This window comes from Thalassolituus sp. (genome assembly GCF_984348125.1).
Genome location: NZ_CFHJLR010000023.1, coordinates 1 through 19,516 on the forward strand (window position 1 = coordinate 1; position 19,516 = coordinate 19,516).

A 19,516-nucleotide genomic window follows, 5' to 3' on the forward strand; every position below is an offset into this window, starting at 1 on the left:
GAAAATTATTCAAGGGCGTGTGCCTGAAGTGTCCACGAAAGTGGTAGCAGATCACAACACTGGCAGCGAACGTTAACCCGGCAGAAGGCTCAGCCATCGCTGAAGGCTACATTGAGCCTTACACCATCGTTGAGCGCGAAGGTCAGAAGATCGGCATCATCGGCATCGACATTGCGGGTAAAACGAAGAACTCATCGAGCCCGGATGACGGCACGACCTTCTCTGACGAAACAACAACGGCTCAGCAGTACATCGATGAACTGACTGGCATGGGTGTGAGCAAAATCATCCTGATGACCCACTATCAATACGCCAATGACCTCGAGCTGGCCGCGGCGCTGAATGGCGTCGACGTCATTGTTGGCGGTGACTCTCACACCCTGCTGGGCGATGAGACCTTCTCACAGCTGGGCTTTAATACACAGGGCGAATACCCAACGGTTGTCACCGACGCGGGTGGTAATACCGTTTGTGTGGTACAGGCGTGGGAATACGCCCACCTGATGGGCAAACTGGATGTCGACTTCGATACTGACGGTAACGTCACAGCGTGTTCTGGTCAGCCGTATATGCCAATCAGCACAACTTACGAATACGAATACAACGACGATGAAACGCGTGTTCTTACTGGCGCAGACGTTACTCGTGTGACCAGCGCTCTGACCAAAGAAGACGAGATCGTCGCTATCCAGCCAGATGCGACGACTCAGGCCATTCTGGATGTTTACGACGAAGACGTTGATGTACTCAAACAGACCGTGATCGGCACCAACGCCGAAGACCTCTGCCTTGAGCGTATCCCGGGTCAGGGTCGTTCAACTATCTGTGATACTTCGGCAACTTATGAGAACGGTTCTGATATCTCAAACGTCGTTGCAAAAGCCTTCCTGACGGTAACGCCGACTGCGGATATCGCCATCCAGAACGGTGGTGGTGTGCGTGTTGATCTGCCAGCAGGTGACGTTACTATTGCCGACGCCTTCACGCTGCTGCCTTTCTCGAACACACTCGTGATTCTGGATATGACAGGCCAGCAGATCATCGACGTCCTCGAAGATGCGTTGGCTAACTTCCTTGATAATGAAGGTTCAAGTGGCTCGTATCCATACGCATCAGGCCTGCGTTATGACATTGATGCATCACAGGCAAAAGGCAGCCGTGTCAGCAATGTCGAGGTGAACTCGCAGGTTGCAGGCACCTGGGCTGCCATTAACCCAGCAGCAACCTATCGCGTAGTCACCAACGACTTCATCGCGTCAGGGCAGGATGGCTACACCACCTTCAGCGTACCGTTTGATGCAGGTAATTATGAAGATACCTACACCGAATACGCGCAGGGCTTTATCAACTATGTTGAGGCACTGACTGAAGACGGCCAGCAGGTTCAGAAGCTGCCGATTGAAGAGTATTCAACCCAGCTCTTTATTGATGCCGATGGCTGCAACCACAGCATCGGCGCTGGCTGTGTACCGCGTTAAGCGCTGATTCACACCAGTAGCAACAGACGGGAGCCTCGGCTCCCGTTTGTGGAAGCGAATTACCGCTTCTCTTTGTGGGAGCGAATCAGCCGAAGGCTATTCGCGATTACGAAATCCTCGGTATTACACAACCTACGATAATCACCCCCTGTAGGAGGGGAGCTTCTCCCCGACACGCACGCTCTTCCCGTTACGACTCCTCCCTCCATGTAGGAGCGCTTCAGCCAGCTTGTCTGGCTATGCGCGAAATCTTCAGAGCCGCGCCTTCTGATATCTGGATTGGAATCACCTTGAGTGAGCAAATTACCTCTTCTCTCTGTGGGAGAGAATCAGCCGAAGGCTATTCACGATTACGAAATCCCCGGTATTGCACGACCTACGCTAATCACCGCCTGTAGGAGGGGAGCTTCTCCCCGACACGCACGCTCTTCCCGTTACGACTCCTCCCTCCATGTAGGAGCGCTTCAGCCAGCTTGTCTGGCTATGCGCGAAATCTTCAGAGCCGCGCCTTTTGATATCTGGATTGGAATTGCCCTGAGTGAGCAAGTTATCTCTTCTCTCTGTGGGAGCAAATCAGCCGAAGGCTATTCGCGATTACGAATCCCCCGGTATGACTCAACCTACGCTATTCACCGCCTGTAGGAGGGGAGCTACGCACACGCTACGACTCCTCTTCCTATGTAGGAGCGCTTCAGCCAGCTTGCCTGGCTATGCGCGAAACCTTCAAAGCCCCGCTTTTTGATATCTGGATTGGAATCACCTTGAGTGAGCGAATTACCTCTTCTCTCTGTCGGAGCGAATCAGCCGAAGGCTATTCGCGATTACGAAATCCCCGGTATTGCACGACCGACGCTAATTACCCCCTGTAGGAGGGGAGCTTCTCCCCGACCCAATCCCACACATGCACCTCACCTCCACACCCGGTATACTCGGTCTATCAAGGCAGAGGAAGCCATCTACACCGCAACAAGCCCTCAGCCATCCCTAACAAAAAACGAAGCAGTACACATGAGCCTAACCCAGCAAGAACTCATCAATCAGGATCAGATCAACAAAGCCCTCTGGAACGCCTGCGATACCTTCCGCGGCACCATCAGCGCCGACACCTACAAAGACTTCATCCTGACCATGCTGTTCCTCAAGTACATCTCAGACGTATGGCAGGATCACTACGACGGCTACAAGGCAGAATACGGCGACGAGCCAGAACTCATCGACGAGATGATGAAAAACGAGCGCTTCGTACTGCCTAAGTCCGCCAGCTTCTATGCGTTGCATGAACGCCGCCACGAGCCCGGCAACGGCGAGCGCATTGATCAGGCACTGCACGCCATCGAAGAAGCCAACGGCACCAAGCTCAAAGACGCCGGTAAAAGCGTGTTCCAGGACATCTCCTTCAACACCGACCGCCTCGGTGAAGAAAAACAGAAGAACACCATCCTGCGCCACCTGATGGAAGACTTCGCCAAAGACGACCTCAACCTCAAGCCCAGTCGCGTCGGCACACTCGATGTCATCGGTAATGCCTACGAATACCTGATTAAAAACTTCGCCGCCAGCGGTGGCCAGAAAGCCGGTGAGTTTTATACACCACCCGAAGTCTCAGACCTGATGGCCGAACTGCTCAACCCACAACCCGGCGACAGCATCTGCGACCCGGCCTGTGGTTCTGGTTCGCTGTTAATGAAATGCGGCCGCAAAGTCGTCGCCAACCACGGCAGTAAGGAATACGCCCTCTACGGGCAAGAAGCCATCGGCTCGACCTGGTCGCTGGCGAAAATGAATATGTTCCTGCACGGTGAAGACAACCACAAAATCGAGTGGGGCGATACCATCCGTAACCCCAAACTGCTCGATAAAAACGGCGACCTTATACTGTTTGATATCGTGACTGCTAACCCGCCGTTCAGCCTCGATAAGTGGGGTCACGACGAAGCCGAGCACGACAAGTTCAGCCGCTTCCGCCGTGGCGTGCCGCCAAAAACCAAGGGCGACTACGCCTTTATTCTGCACATGATCGAAACCCTCAAACCCGCATCCAAAGGTAAGAAGGGCGGACGTATGGGTGTGGTCGTGCCACACGGCGTACTGTTCCGTGGTTCCAGCGAAGGAAAAATCCGCAAACAACTGATCGACGAAAATATGCTTGACGCCGTGATCGGCCTGCCAGAAAAGCTGTTTTACGGCACCGGCATACCAGCCGCGATACTGATCTTCAAAACCAACAAAACCGAAGAAGCCGTCACCTTCATCGACGCTAGCCGCGAATTCAAAGCCGGTAAAAATCAAAACCTGCTCACTCAAGAGAACATCGCCAAAATCGTCGAGACGTACCACGCAGGCACCGACGTTGATAAATACGCCTACGTCGCCAGCCTTGAAGAAATCAAAGAGAACGACTACAACCTCAACATCCCGCGCTACGTCGATACCTTTGAAGAAGAGGAAGAAATTGACCTGATGGCCGTGCGTGCAGAGCGTGAGCAGCTGAAAGCACAACTGACCGAGCTGGAAACTGAGATGGCCAAGTATCTGGAGGAGCTTGGTTATGCAAAGTAAGCGTAAGATTGCTGAATTTGCCACTATCAAGCATGGTTACGCTTTCGAAGGTCGGTATTTTTCTGAAATGGAGGGAGAGCACATCCTATTAACCCCAGGAAACTTCCACATAGATCAGAAATTGTACTTTGGTAAGAATACCAAGTACTACCAAGGCCCCATTCCTACAGATTACGTTCTGCAGAATGGCGACCTATTGGTAGTCATGACAGATTTAACAAAGAATATGGCTATCCTTGGCAACGCAGTAATATTGGAATCACAAAAGGCAGTTCTACACAATCAACGGATAGGATTAGTAACGATCCAAGATGATCAGATAGACAAACAGTACCTCTGTTACATTCTGAACTCTGATTTAGTAAGAAATACTATTAAGTCGTCTGCATCAGGAACTACTGTCAGGCACACATCTCCTTCAAAAATACTAGATGCGAAAGCTTGGTTCCCTGAGCTCCCGACGCAAAAGAAAATCGCCCAAATCCTCTCCACTTGGGATAAGGCCATCACCACCACCGAACAACTACTCGTCAACAGCCAGCAGCAGAAAAAAGCCCTGATGCAACAATTGCTCACCGGCAAGAAGCGCCTGCTGGATGAGAATGGAGTTAGGTTTAGTGGGGAGTGGCAAGTGCTGCCGTTGGGCCAGTTAACCAATATTTTTGATGGTACGCACTCAACTCCCAAATACGTCGAAGATGGCGTTCCGTTCTATAGCGTTGAGCATTTGACCGCAAATGATTTTTCAAAAACAAAATTCATTTCTGAAGAGGTTTTCGATAAGGAGAATAAAAGGGTAAAGCTAGAACGGGGCGATATTTTGATGACTCGTATTGGAGACATAGGTACAGCCAAGCACCTTGATTGGGATGTGAGGGCATCTTTTTACGTTAGCTTGGCCCTTGTAAAGGCTTCTGAGAGTTTTGACTCTGAATATATGACCCAGTACATCAACTCAAACATATTCCGGTCAGAGTTATGGAAAAGAACGATTCATGTGGCCTTCCCCAAGAAAATCAATCTTGGTGAAATCAGCAACTGTTTGGTTGCGATTCCTTCATTAGAAGAACAACAAAAAATTTCAGCAGTCCTATCCACCGCCGATCAGGAAATCACTGCTTTGCAACAAAAGCTGGATGCCTTGAAGCAAGAGAAGAAAGCCCTGATGCAGCAGTTATTGACGGGTAAGCGTCGGGTTAATACCGCAGAAGAGGAAATAGCCTGATGAGCGAGCAGGAAGCACTGACGTTTCAAACCAGGGATGACTTTAATCGGGTCGGTATTGCCGATAATCTGATCAAGTTGCTGACATCCCCAGTTGATATTTCGCCTATGGTCATTGACGGCGATTGGGGGACGGGTAAAACCGAGTTCTGCCAGAAGCTGATGAACAAGTTCACAGCAGAGCATGAAAACTATCAGTTGGTGTATGTTGATGCATTCCAGGCGGATCATGCCGATGATCCGCTGATGACCATATTGGCTGAAGTCGCAGCTCTGATTCCTGAAGGAGAGAAAAAGGAAGGCTTTATGCAGAAAGCCATTCCGGTGGCTCGCTATGGTTTAAAAACTGCTTTAAAGGCTGTAGTAAGCCATGTTCTGAAACAGGAAGCAGGTGAAATTGCCGACGGTGTTGAAGAACATCTTCAGGATGCGGCCAATAAAGCCATTAACGCTTCAGTTGCTGCGGTTCTGAAAGATCACGAAAAAGCTAAGCAAAATCTTATAGCACTGCAAACCACATTGGCTGAGCTAGCAAACGAATCACCTATTGTGATCTTTATTGATGAGCTTGACCGCTGCCGCCCAGACTTTGCTGTACATATGCTCGAAGTAATTAAACATACCTTCGACGTTGAAAACGTAAAGTTCGTTTTGGTCACTAATACCAGACAACTCCGTGCCGCCATTAACCACAGTTACGGTTCTACTGTAGATGCTCAGCGATACTTAGATAAGTTTCTGAAGTTCAGTATTAAGCTACCAGCGGAGGTCTATGGTCGATCAGGTTATTACGAGGACGAACTACTCGCATCAGTCGAACATTTTCTGAAACTAATGTCCTCAAGCACAGTTTTATCTGATACAGATTTAAATGACCCTAACAAAGCTCTGTTTAGATATGTTAGTCATTTGATTCAAGTCAACGAACTATCTCTTAGAGAGGTGGAAACGTTAGCTAGACACTTAGCGATCTATCATTCTCTTTCACAAGGTTTGGACTCGAATAGACCTTACGGATATTGCCTGTTAAGAGTCTTCGCTGTACTCGTATTTTGTTTCAGACAAGATATCTATGGAGACATACAATCGGGACGAACAAAGGCAGAGGTGGTAGCTGAATGTTTTGGTGTTACCACTTTACCTGAGTATGACGTGTCTAGATTTATGCGAGAACATGCATTGACACTAGGTGTGATTTTGGGTCAGAACGCTACGTATTCATCAGAGATGTTCACACCTGAGGAAGATGTTTTTCGGGAATGTTGGAGGAACGACTTTAGTCGTTTCTTTGATGGAATGGGAGCGCCCTTTGACCCTTGGGAGCCCATTAAAGACGTTTTCTCAGTTTTAAGTCTTTCTGGCCAGCGTCGGTAACATAATCGTTACCAACCTATAGGGGAGCCTTCAAATGACCAATCAACCATCGACACCACCGGCCGCTGAGTTTTGGTGTTTAGAACAGATCACAGCCATTCTTGGGTCGAATGTCGGTTTGAGTCGGATACCTTGTGGTTGCCTCAAGCCGCCATGGCTGATCTTTATCAAGTGACTCCGCAAGAGATGATGCAGCATATACGCGCTGTTTATGACGAAGGCGAACTTGATCAGAACTCAACCTGTAAAGATTGCTTACAAGTTCAAATGGAGGGGGAGGGAGGCCGCTAGTGCTTTATGGCACAACGATTTGACTCCAGGTATGTGTTGGGCAATAATTTTTTCACGACTCACCCCTTGCAGTGTCTTCAGTTGGCTACTGCTTGGGGCGAAGAAACCGCCTTCGGGCGGTTTTTTCATTTCTGCTATAAGGAAAGCCACCGGCATCAGTGATAAAGTGGCGTAAAGGAAGTAACCCATCACCAAACCGGAGTACTGGTAATGGCTGTTCAGCAGGCCCCCAAATTTCAGGAAGAATACAGTGCCAAGTTACCCGCACTGACGCTATTGACCAGTCTTGGGTGGTCGTTCCTCTCTCCTGCTGAGGCTCTGGCCAAGCGTGGTGGCAAGTACGATCAGGTGGTGTTGCGGGATGTTCTGCGGGCCGAACTCGAAAAGCGTACCTTTAATTTCGCTGGGCAGACACATTCGTTGTCGGCAAAAGCCATTGATAACCTGATTGCGGAGATCTGCAGCCCAGCCCTGAACGAAGGTCTGCTACGCGCCAACGAGCGGCTGTATAACCACCTGCTGTACGGCATATCTGTCACTGAGTTTGTCGATGGCCGTAAAGCCAACCCGACCATATCCATTATCGACTGGCAGAATCTCGCTAATAACAGCTTTACCTTTACCGAAGAGTTTATTGTCACCTGCTCGGGCGGTGCGGGTTCGTCGGCGCAGGATACCCGCCGCCCGGATATCGTCTGCTTTGTAAATGGCATTCCTTTAGTTGTTATCGAGGCCAAGCGCCCGGATGGCAGCAGCCGCAAAGGCCCAACGATTGAAGCCGGTATTTCGCAGTCGTTGCGGAATCAGCGCCATGATGAAATCCCACAGTTGTTTGCATATAGCCAGCTACTGTTCTCGATTAACGGTATTGATGGCCGCTATGGCACTTGTGGCACGCCTCTGAAGTTCTGGGCAGCCTGGCGTGAAGAAGACATCTCGGATGCTGAGATGTTCGCTATCAAGAATCGTCGTTTGGATGACACCACAAAAGCAGGGCTGTTTGGCCATCGTAACCCGGACGATCTGGACTGGTACGAGCATTTGATCAGTAGTGGTGAGCTTGCGGTATCTGAGCAGGATAAGATTCTGATCAGTCTGCTCAGCCCAGAGCGACTGCTTGAGATGACCCGCTATTTCACTTTGTATGACAAGAAGGTCGGCAAAATTGTTGCCCGTTATCAGCAAGTGTTTGGCATCAAACGCTTAATTGACCGGATCAATACTCGTAATTCAACAAACGGCCGCGAGGGCGGTGTCATCTGGCATACCACGGGGTCGGGTAAGTCGTTCACTATGGTGTTTTTGAGTAAGGCGCTGATTCTTCACGATAGCCTGAAACAGTGCCGGATTCTGGTTGTTACTGACCGTGTCGACCTTGAAACTCAGCTCAGCAAAACATTCGCCAGCGGTGGTGAGCTGGCAACGTCGAAAGACAAAGACGCGGCGATGGCAACGTCGGGTGCTCGCCTTGCAGAGCAGATCGGCAAAGGCAACGAGCGCATCATGTTCTCGCTGATCCAGAAGTTTAACTCAGCCACCAAGTTGCCTGAGTGCCATAACGACAGTGCTGATCTGATCGTATTGATTGATGAGGGCCATCGCAGCCAGGGCGGTGAAAACCATATTCGTATGAAGCTGGCGCTGCCCAACGCATCTTTCGTGGCCTTTACCGGTACGCCACTATTAAAAGACGATAAAACCACTAATAAGTTCGGCCCGATTGTGCATGCCTACACCATGCAGCGCGCGGTAGAAGATAAAACCGTGACGCCCTTGTTATACGAAGAGCGCATTCCCGATATTGATGTAAACGACCGGGCGATTGACCGTTGGTTTGAGCGCATTACTGAAGGCCTGACAGATCAGCAGAAGGCAGACCTTAAACGTAAGTTCTCAAAGAAAGGGCAGGTATACGGTGCCGATGAGCGTATTCATCTGATCGCGCTGGATATCGCTAACCATTTTGTGAAGAACGTTCCCGATGGCTTGAAAGCTCAGCTCGCCTGCGACAGCAAAGCATCGGCGATTCGCTATAAGAAATACCTTGATGAAGCAGGCTTATTTGAATCGGCAGTCGTGATGAGTTCACCGGATACCCGCGAGGGTAATACGGCGGTGGATGAATCTGGTACACCAGAAGTGACGCAGTGGTGGAAAGAGCACGTTGGTTCACAAGATGAGCAGACGTACACTAAGCATCTGATCGAACGCTTTGATAAGGATGATTCGCTTAAGCTGCTGATCGTGGTGGATAAGCTGCTCACGGGCTTTGATGAGCCAAAGAACGCTGTTTTGTACATCGACAAGCCGTTAAAAGAGCACAACCTGATTCAGGCCATTGCACGTGTTAACCGCCTGCACCCGAAGAAAGAGTTTGGTTATTTGATCGATTATCGCGGGATTCTCTCTGAGCTGGATACCACGATACAGAAATATCAGGATCTGGCTTCGCGCACTCAAGGCGGCTACGACATCGACGATATTGCTGGCCTCTACAACCAGATGAGCACGGAATACAAACGCTTACCGCAGTTGTATAAGCTGCTATGGGCGATCTTCGATGGGGTGAAGAACAAAGCTGATACTGAATCTATGCGCCAGGCATTGGTGCCCAAGATAGAAGAAAGAGAATCGTCAGTGCCCGGCGAACAAAGCGAACTGGTCGATGTAAACCTGAAAAAACGTGAAGACTTCTATCAGGCGCTGACGGCCTTCGCCAGTTGCCTCAAGGTCGCGTTGCAGTCCGTAACCTTTTTTGAAGACAAGAGCTTCACCGATGAAGATCGCCACCATTACAAAGAAACCCTGAAAGCCATGACGTCTCTTCGTCAGACCATTCAGCGCGATACGGGCGAGCGGATTGATTACGATGAATATGCAGAAAAAGTAAAACAACTCATCGACAAACATGTGGTGGGTGTTGAAGTACGCGAGCCCGGTGGCCAGTATGACGTCGGTAATATGGGTAAAAGCCAGGAACCAGAAAACTGGACTGACAATAAGACCCGCAACGAAACCGACATCATCAAAACCCGTGTTACGAAGATGATTGAGCAGGATCTTCAGGATGACCCTTACGCGCAGGAGGAGTTCTCCAAGCTTTTGCGTCAGGCGATTGAAGAGGCCGAGGCGCTGTTTGATCATCCGTTGAAGCAGTACATGTTGTTCCGTGACTTTGAAGAGCAGGTGCAGGAACGGCGCCTGGATGATCTGCCTGATTCTTTCTCGGGCAACCGTCACGCACAGGCGTACTTTGGTATCTTCAAGAAGGTACTGCCAGAGGCATTGGCAGTGATGGATGAGCAGGTTCAGAACCACTGGGTAGAACTGGCGTTTGAGGTAGACCGTCAGGTAGAAACTGCCGTCGCAGAGAACTCAATTAACCCTCAGAATATTGAGGCTGACATCCGTACTAAGTTGCTGCCGATGTTGTTTAAGTATTGCAAAGACGTTGGCGCAGGGCTGGATAAAGTGAAAAAGATGGTTGAGCTGATCGTGCAGATTACTCGTGTTGGCCTGAGCAATAAGTAACCTATGAACGTGCCAGTTCGCCCCAAGGGCGAGTTAATGAGCTTTTATTACGGTGACGAAAAAATCTCGTTTACCCGCTTGGCCCGGCCATCCGAAAGTTCAAAAGTATTGATTAAGGTGTATCCGGATTGCCGGGTTATTGTGTTGGCACCAGAAGCCGCCAGCCGGGATTCGGTTCTTGCAGCCGTGAAAAAGCGTGGCCGGTGGATTTATCAGCAGCTCTCTGAGTTCAGAACTCAGTTAGCAGACTATCAGCCACGTCAGTTTGTGAGCGGCGAGAGCCACTACTATCTGGGTAAGCAATACCTGCTCAAAGTGATTGAAGATTCTGAGGCGAAGCAGTCAGTAAAACTGCTGCGCGGTTCGATAGAAGTGACGGTCAGAAGTAAGTCACAGGACAAAGTCTCTGGACTTTTAAAAGACTGGTATCGGCTGCGGGCAAAAGAAACCTTCTCCAAGCGTCTGGATGCCGTATTGGAGCAAGCGCTTTGGGTTGAAGAACGACCACCGATGAGAGTGCTCACTATGCAGACTCAATGGGGGAGCTGTTCGCCTAATGGCAGGATTACATTGAATCCGTATCTGGTAAAAGCCCCACGGGAATGCATCGACTATGTGATTCTCCACGAGTTGTGCCATATCGCTGAACACAATCACAGTGAGCGGTTTTATCGTCTGATGGGGCAGGTCATGCCGAACTGGGAAAGCACGAAAGAGCGATTAGATCAAATGGCAGGGAAGTTGTTTTTGTGAGTACGTTATTCAAGGCTTGGGAATATTTTCTGCGTTTTCTGAAGTGGAAACGTGAACGAGAAGAGCGTGAAAAGACTATCGAAAAGTATGGTCGCTGGGCAGCTGAAACGACGCTACCAACGCGCTTTATAGCGCTATTTGAGCATCACGGTGTACACCGAAATCAGATTCCACGTTTCTTTGATCATGGTTTGACGGTAAAGGACGTAAGCAGCGATGAAGCTCTAACTGAAAAACTTACTGAGCAGATTTTACAAGATGCTTGTGATCTATTCGCTGTGCGGCGTGAGTGGCTGGATGGCGTTTCTGACGAGATTTATGAAGTTCATCATTTCTACAAATACCCTGCAGATTTCGAGCAATTTATTCAGAGGTTGGCTCGTGAGTCAGACGAGGCCGGCCGACTCTGGGGGAAAGTTATTATTCCATCGTCGAAGAGCCCGCGCTCTGACGCACTGTTCTTTATCGAAGAAAGGATAGGTTATTTGGGTAATGAACCTATTAGGCGTTTTCACCTGACCGGAACGTGGTCGTACGATTACTGGAAGTGCCGGGCCTACCTTGCTGCGTGTGTGTCAATAGCATGCCGGAATGGATGCCACGTCAATGGATCAGTTGTAGACCGAAAGTATCTTAAGAATGTTACTCAGGGGCTAGAGTTTATTGACCCTCAGGCACTACGTCGTTGTGGCCGAAGTTGGGAGCCAGAAGATATGGCCTATGACCCAGACGTCTTTCTTAAAGACCTTGAATTGGCAGGGTATGAAAATTCAAAACAGCTAGGATTGGAGTTGTGGTTGAAGTTAGCGAATGATGGTTGGATGGACGGATATGTTCCAGCAACCATTGATAAATTCGAGAGAGCGCTAAGTCTTGGTGCTCAAATTCCCCCAAGGAAACGCTACTGGTTCTGCTTAAGGAGAACGGAATGAGAGCAGCAACAATCAAACTCTTTTTGGTTCATGGAAGACCGAATGGGCTTAGAACAGCAGAGCTTTCCAATTGGTCTGGTAAGGCTGTGATGTTGCAAAGCCTATCCCAATAAACCTGCAACTGAAACGGATAGGCCACGCAGCTGGATATAATAGGGTTTATTCGGTTCTCGCGCATAGCCAGGCAAGCTGGCTGAAGCGCTCCTACAGGGGGCGATGTTCACGGCGTAATCGCGAATAGCCTCCGGCTGATTCGCTCCCACAAGGAATGTGACTCACAAGGAGTTTGGTGAATTAGTCTGTGTTATCGATTCTCGTGGGGAAGGTGTCGGGAAGAAGCTTCCCTCTTACAAGGGGTAGCCCTTCCAGGTTTTCGCGTATAGCCAGGCAGGCTGGCTGACGCGCTTCTACGGGGGCGATGGTCACAGCGTAATCGCGAATAGCCTTCGGCTGATTCGCTTCCACAATGAATGTGAAGTGTCGAGAGTACAGTGGGTATCGCACAACGTTTGCTTGGGTGGTGAGGTTGTCGGGAAGAAGCTTCCCTCCTACAGGGTTCATGGCGTTGTCAGTTTTTCGCGCATAGCCAGGCAAGCTGGCTGAAGCGCTCTTACAAGGTGTGGTCACGGCGTAATCGCGAGTAGCCTTCGGCTGATTCGCGCCTACAACCTTTCACGGCCCTCAGGTATCATGCGGCCTTCGTCTGTATGAACTGGGGTTCTGTCTTGTCTGATTCATCTGTTATCCGTCTCACTGAGTACAGCCACGGCGCGGGTTGTGGCTGCAAGATCTCGCCTAAGGTGCTGGATACGATTCTGGCGTCTCAGCTGACGCTGCCTGATAGTCCGAATCTGCTGGTGGGTAACAGCTCGAAAGACGATGCAGCGGCGTATGACATAGGCAACGGCCAGGCGGTACTGAGTACCACGGATTTCTTTATGCCGATCGCGGATGATCCGTTCGATTTTGGTCGTATTGCCGCGACCAACGCGATTTCGGATATCTATGCCATGGGCGGTAAGCCGTTGATGGCGATTGCGATTCTCGGCTGGCCGGTGAATGTGCTGGCGCCAGAAGTAGCACAGCGCGTTGTCGATGGTGGCCGTCAGGCCTGTGCCGATGCCGGTATCCCGCTTGCTGGCGGTCACAGCATTGATGCGCCAGAGCCGATCTTTGGTCTGGCGGTTACGGGCATCGTTGATATCGATAAGCTGAAGCAGAACGATCAGGCGACGGCTGGCTGTAAGTTGTATCTGTCGAAGCCTTTGGGTGTCGGTGTGTTGACCACCGCTCAGAAGAAGAAAATTTTAAAGCCAGAGCACGAGTTTCTGGCACGTGACACCATGTGCATTCTCAATAAGGTCGGTGAGAAAATTTCTGCCGTTGATGGTGTTGAAGCACTGACGGATGTCACCGGCTTTGGCCTTGGCGGGCACCTGCTGGAGATTTGTGAGGGCAGTGGCGTAGACGCTGAGATTAACTATGATGCGCTGCCTGTGATGGCGCCGGTGAAAGACTACATCGCACAGGGCTCCATGCCCGGCGGTACTGAGCGTAACTTCGAGAGTTACGGCGAGAAGCTTTCAGAAATGACAGACGAACAGCGCGCCATCATTTGCGACCCTCAAACCAGTGGCGGTTTGTTGATCGCCGTGCGCCCTGAGCAGGCAGCCGAAGTCGAGGCGATTCTGTCCGCTGAGGGTTTGCAGAGTGACTGCATTGGTGAGCTTGTCAGTGGCTCTGCGCCTGGTTCTGGCTCAGCCGTGCGTGTGACGATTAAAACAGGAAGTTAATAATGAGCCGCCCGGATACTGCTGATTTCAGAACGCTGTTTTTATCGGACACTCCGATGATGGATACCCGTGCGCCGCTGGAGTTTAAAAAGGGCGCTTTTCCCCACACGGTCAGCTTGCCGTTAATGACGGATCAGGAGCGTGCGAAAGTCGGTACCTGCTATAAAAAGAAAGGCCAGGATGAAGCCATTAAACTCGGCCATCAGTTGGTATCGGGTGACATCAAAGAGCAGCGGATCCAGCGTTGGCTTGAGTTTGCTCAGTCTAACCCGGAAGGCTATCTGTATTGTTTTCGTGGCGGTCTGCGCAGTCAGATTACGCAGCAATGGCTGAAAGAGGCGGGTTGCGAATACCCACGCATTACCGGTGGCTACAAAGCCATGCGACGCTTTCTGATCGATACTCTCGAACGCGTTGTGGTTGAGAAACCCCTGGTCGTGGTTGCAGGGCAGACGGGGTGTGCAAAAACTGAATTACTGAAGCAGGTTCCGGCAAGTATTGATCTCGAGGGGCTGGCGCATCACAGAGGCAGTACGTTCGGTAAACGCCCGGGTGGCCAGCCTGCGCAGATCGGATTTGAGAATGCTCTCGCGGTTGATTTGCTGCGTCACGAAGAATTTAAAGCGGATATGCCGGTTATTCTCGAAGACGAGAGCTTGTTAATCGGGCGTTGTGCACTGCCCGAAACCTTACGCAATCAAATGGTGGAGGCGTCGCTTGTGATCGTTGAAGCGAGCTTTGAGTCCCGCGTTGAGCACAGCTATAACAATTACATTCTGAATAAACTAACCGAGTGGCAGCAGGCGCTTGGCACCGACGAGGGTTTTGCGGCGTTCGCTGATGACCTGCGTCAGAGCATGAGTAAAGTGGAGCGGCGTCTTGGCGGAGTTCGTCACCGCGCGATTACCGAATTGCTAGAACGTGCTATTCATCAACACGAGCAGGGTAACCCTGAATTACATCGTGAATGGATTGGGCATCTGCTTGAGCAATATTACGACCCTATGTATCAATACCAGCTGTCCCGTAAAAAGGGGCGCCTGGCCATGCGCGGCTCCTTCGATGAAGTGCGTGATTATCTGAATTCTCTTTCTGTATCTGATCTAAAAGGATAAATAATGATGTTCCGTTCTGTATTTGCAGCCGCAGCAGGCTTACTGATGAGTGCTGCGGCCGTCGCCGAAACCTTTACCTTTACGGCCATTCCTGACGCCGATGAAAGCCGTCTGAATGCACGCTTCGGTAAAGTGGCAGACTACCTGTCAGAGCAGCTGGGCGTGGATGTAAAATACATCCCGGTAAAATCCTATCCTGCGGCGATTACGGCATTCCGCAATGATCAGGTACAGCTGGCCTGGTTCGGTGGTTTGTCTGGTGTACAGGCGCGCGCACTGGTTGAGGGGTCTGAAGCTATTGCTCAAGGCTATGAAGATCAGTTCTTTAAAACTTACATCATTGCTAACACCAGCACTGAGATCGACGCATCTGATGAACTGCCAGAGGATATTAAAGGCAAGACGTTTACCTTTGGTTCAAAGGGGTCTACCTCTGGCCGCCTCATGCCTGAATTCTTTATCCGTGAAGCCTTTAATGCATCCCCTGATGAACTGTTCAGCCGCGTTGGTTTCTCGGGTGATCATAGCCGTACTATTGCGCAGGTACAGAGTGGTGTGTACCAGGTCGGTGCGGTGAACTACAGCGTTTGGGATACCGAAGTGGAAGAAGGCAAGGTCGACACAGATAAAGTTAAAGTTATCTGGACGACGCCTACCTATCCGGATTATCAGTGGACGATTCGTGGTGATGTCGACGCCCGCTATGGCGAGGGCTTTAAAGAAAAAGTCAGAACCGCGCTGCTGGATATGAAAGACGAAGATCTGCTCGCGAGCTTCCCGCGTAAGTCGTTTGTTCCTGCGAGCAACGATGACTATGCCCCGATTGAACGTACAGGCAAAGCCATCGGCCTGCTGGATTAATCATGCCGGGTCAGGCCATGTTCCAGCTTACCGGAGCGTCTTTTGCGCACGATGATCAGCTTGTGCTGCACGACATTAGTCTGGAAATTCGTGACGGTGAAAAAGTCGCTCTTGTGGGCCCATCGGGTGCGGGTAAGTCAACGCTACTTTCGCTTCTATGGAAGCAGCAGCCTGACGCCGTTGCTTTGTGCCCGCAGGAAAGTGGCTTGGTGGATCTGTTTTCCACCTATCAGAATATTTATATGGGCGGGTTATCCCGCTTTTCGACGCTTTATAATCTCATCAACCTCATTCGCCCTTGGGCCGCTCGTCGTGAAGAAGTCGCTCGCGTTGCGCGTACCTTAGGTATCGAAGATAAACTCTGGAACTCGCCGGATCAGTTGTCTGGCGGGCAACGCCAGCGTGTTGCGCTCGGGCGTGCTCTGTATCGCAATAAGTCTGTATTTATGGGTGATGAGCCCGTGTCTTCGCTTGACCCCGAGCAGGGCGAACAATTATTGATGCACGTGCTTCAGCAACATACGACGGCGATCGTTGCCATTCACAGCCCGGAATTAGCGGCTAAGCATTTTGATCGCATTATTGCCTTAAAAGACGGTCGCATTTTCGGCGACTGGCAAGCGGCAGAGTTGGATCTCAGTACCCTCGAAACCGTTTATCAGGATGCCTGACATGGGCGGTAAGAGTGTTTCCCTAGCTAAAGGTGAAAAGTCTAAAGCTGAAAAGCCTAAAGGCAAAAAATCTACCGGCGCACGCTTTCGGGACCTGAGTCTGTGGTTTGTGCTTGTTGCCATTGTTTCTTTGTTCTTCGCCGATATTTTTCTGTATCAGCCTGACCCCTGGGAAGAGTTTACCCGCATAGGCTGGGGAATGGTGACGCCGTTCTGGCCGGACGCGAATGAGCTTCTGATGTCTGCACTGCATACCGTCAGTTTTGCCTTGCTCGCTGTGGCAGTGTCGGCAGCCTTAGGCGTGTTACTGGCCATCTGGTTTCACTGGCGTGTGGTCAGAGTATTTTCTGCCGTTATCCGCTCGGTGCATGAAATTTTCTGGGGCCTGCTGTTTATGCAGGTATTTGGTCTCAGTGCATTAACGGGCTTGTTGGCGATTATTATTCCTTTCGCAGGCATTTTTGCGAAAGTCTTTTCAGATATCTTTCATCAGCAGTCTTCTGCGACGGTCGATACACTTGCAGGCTCCAGTCGTTTAAGCCGTTTCTTTTATGGATGGATACCACAGGCCTGGCCAGCCATGCGCTCATATATTCGTTACCGCTTTGAGTGCGCACTGCGGTCGAGTGCGATTCTGGGCTTTATTGGCCTGCCAACATTAGGGTTTCATCTGGAGACCGCTTTCCGTCAGGGAGACTACAGCGAAGCAGCGGCGGTATTCTGGGTGTTTCTGTTATTGATAGGCACCGTCAGGTTCTGGTTTTACAAAAAGCTCTTGCCAGCCTATCTGCTGGGCGCTGTGTTTATGCTGCCAGAAATGCCGCCCGTGAATGCGAGTTTCGTGTGGCAGTTTTTTACTCAGGATTTATGGCCCAGCCCATTACTGAACGGCGACCTTCCGGGCGCGATGAGTTGGTACGGCAATGTATTGGCTGATGAAGTTGGTCCTGCACTGATACAGACGATTGCTATTACACAAGCGGCGCTGGTTCTCAGTGGGGTAATGGCGCTGGCCTGGTATCCGTTCGCCAGTCGTTGGCTTGTCGGGCGGTATTACTGGGTAGGGCGGTTTAAACTTCTGGTATTGAGGTCTGTCCCTGAGCTGATGTTGGCGTACCTATTTATGTTGCTGTTTGGCCCTTCGGCCTTGCCAGCGATTTTTGCGCTTGCGTTGCATAATGGCGGCCTGATTGCGTTTCTTCTTGCTAATCACAGTCAGGATGCGGCTGCTCAGCAGAGGCAGGATTCTCCCTCTGGGTTAGCGCGCTATTTCTATCAGGACTTGCCTCAGCGTTACCCGGCGTTTCTGGCTCTGCTGTTTTACCGTTGGGAAGTGATCATGCGTGAGAGTGCCATGATGGGCGTGTTGGGTATTGCGACGCTGGGCTTTTATGTTGACTCTGCGTTTGAGGAGATCCGCTTCGATAAAGCGTTTTTCCTGATCCTTGTCGCCGCAGCATTGAATGTTATCGTGGATAGCCTGTCTCGCCGCTTGCGTAAAGCGGCCGGTTTAAAAACACCGCGGATGTAGTATGTCGATTGCCTTTCTTTTTATTTCAGCCATCTGTTGGACGCTGTTTGATCTCTCACGTAAAAAACTGGTCGCCAACGAGACGCCTCTGGCGCTGACTCTGGCATTCAATGTCGGGGCGATCCCTCTATATCTTGCGGCATATTTTATAGCCTCTGATTCCACCGTGTCGGCTGGATACTGGCTTCCGTCTTTGGTAGCGGCTGCACTTGCGGCAATGGCGGCAGTTGGTTTTATTACGGCGCTCAAGCTGGGGGATGTGGCTAAGGTTATTCCAGTACTGGCACTGACGCCGGTGATTTCGACATTGGCTGCAGGGTGGCTGTTGGATGAATCATTGAGCGTGTACCAGTGGCTCGCCATGCTAGTTACCGTGGTGGCGATCGGTGGTGCGCAGGGCGGTTTGCACCATGTTAAGGGAAAGCCTTTTCTTCTGATGTTGCTGGTCTGCTTTGGCTGGGGCGTTGGTATTGTCTTTGATAAGCAGGCGCTGGAGCACAGTGGGCCTTTCTTTCATGGTGTCGTGCAAACAACGTTAGGGGCGCTATTGATTGCGACTTACGCCTTTACAACGAAAACCCCGGCAAGGTTACAGGGGCAGGCGTTAAGGCTGATACCTGCTCTCTTGATCTTTGTTGGTGCCGTTGTCTTTCAGTGGCTTGCGCTCGACGGTCTGGATGCGGGGATTGTTGAGACCGTCAAACGCAGTGTCGGCATTGTTGGAGCTTTATTAGGTGGTTTGTTATTGTTCAGAGAGGCCATAACAAAAGCGCAGGTATTCTGGTGCATTGTGATTCTGGCCTGCATTCCGGTAATTCTTCAGCCCGAGGTGTGAAATGAACAAGAAGGTTCTGATCGGTATCGCAGACGGTACCGAAGAGTTGGAAGCCGTCACTATCATCGACGTGCTGCGCCGAGCGGAGGTCGACGTCACGGTGGCTTCGGTGGCGCCAGGCCATGAAGTGGAGTGCTCGAGAGGTGTCCGTCTGGTTGCAGACAAGCTCATTGGTGAGTGTGTCGCAGAAGACTGGGATGCGATTATGGTGCCGGGCGGTATGCCGGGCGCGCAGAATCTCTCGGATAACGAAGCCTTCGTCTCCCTCCTCAAACAACAACACAGTAGCGGTAAACTGATTGCAGCCATCTGTGCTGCGCCATACGTTGTTCTGGCGTGTCATGGTTTACTCGAAGGCAAATCAGCGACGGCTTATCCCGGGTTCAGAGAAGATCTGACAACGGTCGGAGTCATGCCGAGTGATGAGGTGGTTGTTATCGATGGCAATATAATGACCAGCCAGGGGCCCGGTAGTGCAATGCAGTTTGCTTTAGCTCTGGTGACAAAGCTGTGCGGGGAAGAGGTGTCTCACCAGGTCGCGGACGGTTTATTAGTTTAATGCGCCCCT

At 50.8% G+C, this 19,516-nt stretch carries 14 protein-coding genes; all 14 read left to right on the forward strand.

The genetic code is table 11. From position 1 onward, the window contains the following. The first annotated feature begins 275 nt into the window (after nt 1–275). The 14 genes from AC5E51_RS13945 (at nt 276) to AC5E51_RS14010 (ending at nt 19,507) form a co-directional block, all read left to right on the forward strand. Entirely contained in the window at nt 276–1,478 is a 1,203-nt protein-coding gene (locus AC5E51_RS13945) for a bifunctional metallophosphatase/5'-nucleotidase (RefSeq protein ID WP_491778715.1), read from the forward strand. Nucleotides 1,479–2,486: 1,008 nt separating this feature from the next. After that, entirely contained in the window at nt 2,487–4,037 is a 1,551-nt protein-coding gene (locus AC5E51_RS13950) for a type I restriction-modification system subunit M (protein WP_491778716.1), read from the forward strand. Then, on the forward strand, nt 4,027–5,262 hold the full coding sequence (locus AC5E51_RS13955; protein WP_491778717.1) for a restriction endonuclease subunit S: 1,236 nt from the start codon (nt 4,027–4,029) through the stop codon (nt 5,260–5,262). Before AC5E51_RS13950 ends, AC5E51_RS13955 begins: the two co-directional genes overlap by 11 nt. Continuing rightward, complete coding sequence (locus tag AC5E51_RS13960; protein ID WP_491778718.1) at nt 5,262–6,635, forward strand: KAP family P-loop NTPase fold protein; 1,374 nt, start codon at nt 5,262–5,264, stop codon at nt 6,633–6,635. The genes AC5E51_RS13955 and AC5E51_RS13960 overlap by 1 nt, the downstream gene beginning before the upstream one ends. A gap of 501 nt (nt 6,636–7,136) precedes the next feature. Further along, on the forward strand, nt 7,137–10,457 hold the full coding sequence (locus tag AC5E51_RS13965) for a type I restriction endonuclease subunit R (RefSeq protein ID WP_491778719.1): 3,321 nt from the start codon (nt 7,137–7,139) through the stop codon (nt 10,455–10,457). Nucleotides 10,458–10,493: 36 nt separating this feature from the next. Next, nucleotides 10,494–11,210: a M48 family metallopeptidase gene (locus AC5E51_RS13970; protein ID WP_491778720.1), complete on the forward strand. Its 717-nt coding sequence runs from the start codon at nt 10,494–10,496 to the stop codon at nt 11,208–11,210. Beyond that, nucleotides 11,207–12,142 carry a hypothetical protein gene (locus tag AC5E51_RS13975; RefSeq protein ID WP_301378538.1) on the forward strand — a complete coding sequence of 312 codons (936 nt, stop codon included), beginning with the start codon at nt 11,207–11,209 and terminating at the stop codon, nt 12,140–12,142. The genes AC5E51_RS13970 and AC5E51_RS13975 overlap by 4 nt, the downstream gene beginning before the upstream one ends. A gap of 743 nt (nt 12,143–12,885) precedes the next feature. Next, nucleotides 12,886–13,935, forward strand: a complete 1,050-nt coding sequence (gene selD / locus AC5E51_RS13980; protein ID WP_491778734.1) for a selenide, water dikinase SelD — start codon at nt 12,886–12,888, stop codon at nt 13,933–13,935. Nucleotides 13,936–13,937: 2 nt separating this feature from the next. Further along, nucleotides 13,938–15,050 carry a tRNA 2-selenouridine(34) synthase MnmH gene (gene mnmH / locus AC5E51_RS13985; protein ID WP_491778721.1) on the forward strand — a complete coding sequence of 371 codons (1,113 nt, stop codon included), beginning with the start codon at nt 13,938–13,940 and terminating at the stop codon, nt 15,048–15,050. Between the two features lie 3 nt (nt 15,051–15,053). Then, nucleotides 15,054–15,911: a putative selenate ABC transporter substrate-binding protein gene (locus AC5E51_RS13990; RefSeq protein WP_491778722.1), complete on the forward strand. Its 858-nt coding sequence runs from the start codon at nt 15,054–15,056 to the stop codon at nt 15,909–15,911. 2 nt (nt 15,912–15,913) lie between these two features. Further along, on the forward strand, nt 15,914–16,582 hold the full coding sequence (locus AC5E51_RS13995; RefSeq protein WP_491778723.1) for an ATP-binding cassette domain-containing protein: 669 nt from the start codon (nt 15,914–15,916) through the stop codon (nt 16,580–16,582). Nucleotide 16,583: 1 nt separating this feature from the next. After that, nucleotides 16,584–18,113: a PhnE/PtxC family ABC transporter permease gene (locus tag AC5E51_RS14000; RefSeq protein ID WP_491778724.1), complete on the forward strand. Its 1,530-nt coding sequence runs from the start codon at nt 16,584–16,586 to the stop codon at nt 18,111–18,113. Nucleotide 18,114: 1 nt separating this feature from the next. Then, nucleotides 18,115–18,948 (forward strand): EamA family transporter, encoded by an 834-nt coding sequence (locus tag AC5E51_RS14005; protein WP_301388746.1) that lies wholly within the window; start codon nt 18,115–18,117, stop codon nt 18,946–18,948. Nucleotide 18,949: 1 nt separating this feature from the next. Then, entirely contained in the window at nt 18,950–19,507 is a 558-nt protein-coding gene (locus AC5E51_RS14010) for a DJ-1 family glyoxalase III (RefSeq protein WP_076514714.1), read from the forward strand. The last annotated feature ends 9 nt before the right edge of the window (nt 19,508–19,516 follow it).